The sequence below is a fragment of the Sulfuricurvum sp. genome (genome assembly GCF_049305995.1).
GTDB lineage: Bacteria > Campylobacterota > Campylobacteria > Campylobacterales > Sulfurimonadaceae > Sulfuricurvum.
The window spans coordinates 1-2,189 of sequence record NZ_JBAQPS010000292.1; the positions used below are offsets into that span (position 1 = coordinate 1).

General features: G+C 36.9%; 1 protein-coding gene. It reads right to left on the reverse strand.

Translation table 11 applies throughout. The features are described from left to right. A partial coding sequence (locus tag WA010_RS10150) for a TonB-dependent receptor plug domain-containing protein (RefSeq protein ID WP_422556997.1) occupies positions 1-1,865 on the reverse strand: 1,865 nt, incomplete at its 3' end. Between the last annotated feature and the right edge of the window lie 324 nt (positions 1,866-2,189).

Genomic DNA, 2,189 nt, shown 5'->3' on the forward strand with positions numbered 1-2,189 from the left:
ATATCTATGTTCCAACTCAAAGCAACATCTAGCGTATTGTACGATTTTAATGCCTCACGAGGATCAGCACTGTATCGTTCTTTCTTTCCGACATAATTCCAAATACTTCCCACACTCCAACGATCTATGAAATCGTAAGAATAAGCAGCCTTTATGAGGTGGGTAGCCGTATAAGGTAGGGTGCTTTCAGATTCATTAATCTCTTTTACTTTTCCATAAATATAGCTATATGAAAGTAAACATGTATCATCTGAAGTCAGTTTCCCTCGTAGTTCAGCTTCTCCGCCTATAATGTGGTTTCTACCAATATTTTGAAATTTATTGGTTTGATCGCGGACTATTTGTTGCTCATTTCGAAGATAAAAGAGGTTGAAACCGGCACTTAAACTAGTATTGAGCTTATGGATATACTGGGCTTCTATTGATTTCACGTATTCGGGGTTGAGATTAGGATTGCCGGTAGCATAGGCACTTGGCGTAACATACATTTCTTGAAAAGAGGGGTAACGTATGCCATATGCCCCCATTATTTTTACAATATCCGTATGGGTTGGTTGGTATATGAGGGCAACTCTCCCGTACGGATGAGATTCAACATCGGATGTTAACATCTCTCCTAGAGTAAAAGCGAAAGCAAGATAATCATTAATATGCATATTATCAGAGAGATAGAGATTTGTATTTTGGCGTTTAGCCTGATCGGCATAGATAAAAGGACTGCTTGTTGTATAATCTTGAACCCCTAATGCCGGAATTTTGTTACCAACTGTTTTCATATCGATTGCTTCATGCCATGATGATTCAATACCGGCAGTAATATTATGTGAATCTATCCCATTATAATGGATAGTTGTGCTACCGTTGATATGTCGAAACTTTATCATTAAGGATGCCCAATAACCATCGACAAATGAGCTATACCCTACTGGTAAAACTCGTGCGTCACTTTTCCAACTATCTTCCATAATAGAAGTTTTAAATACGATATCAGTAGTAGGATTGAAAAGAAGAGTATATTTCCCCTGTAAATACCAAGAAGGCTGTTGCAGTTGTCCCTCAAGATTTGGGAGGGCATTAAGGTTACCGAATGCACTGTCACTTTTGTACTGATTAATGCGACCTTGTAGCTCAAAATTTTTGTAGGTGTAGGTGGCTCCAACTCCTGTATGTTCCATCCCTAAAGGGGCATAATTGGCTGGACTGATAGAAGCGTTGTATCCGTCTTTCACTTTAATAGGAGTTCGTTGATCGTGACGTTGAGCAAATACATCAAGAGCGAGTTGCCAATTGTTACCGTTATATTGGCTCCATCCTCCTGAAGCAATGGCATTATTACTCCCGACTGAACCGTATAGTGCTCCCTTTTGGTTATTTAATAAATTGCTTTTGGCGCGTGTAATGACATTGATAGTAGCGGCATAACCATTAACACCTTCGATAAAACTTCCTGATCCACGTACTACTTCAATGCGTTCAATCAATTCAATCGGCATATCCAAATAAGCGTTAAAATTACTAAAAAGTGACTCATTTAAAACAATACCATCAATAACGAGCGTTGATTGCCCGTAAGCGGTTGGATTGGAACCTCTGAAAATCGGAGTTCGGTTATTCATTGTATTGGTAGCCATATCGACACCGGGGATCAATATTAAAGACTCTCCTAAAGTTTTAATCCCAAATTTTAAGAGATCATCTCCGTGCAGTATTGAAAGAATAAAAGGTTGATAATCAATATTTTGATTATTCTGTGTTGCCATTTGAGCAGCTTGGAACATATCTTCATTTAATAAAGCAAATATAGGCTGCTCTTCAGCATATAGCATTATGGAGATAGTTGAAACAGCGATGATAGAAAGTTTCATAAAATCTCTTTCTTAACTTAGATATAGTGCGTTATTCTTGCTAAGTGAAGTTTAAAGGATGCTAAAAAATAAAAAACTTCCTTAAATATTGTCCTATATAAACGTTTTTATGTAACCTTATTGCAAAATTAATGGTGCAATTGCATATATTTATGATTGCAATATCTCTAGTCTTTATAAATTAATGATACGCTTTGAAATCTTTTTCGAAATTCTTTTAAATTTCTTCCCAAAACCTCTTGACATTTTTGTTCTTTTCCCCTATAATTCCCGTCCACAAACACTGGGAAGCTTGAAAAAGCGACTTAGATTTGAGTTTGAGAT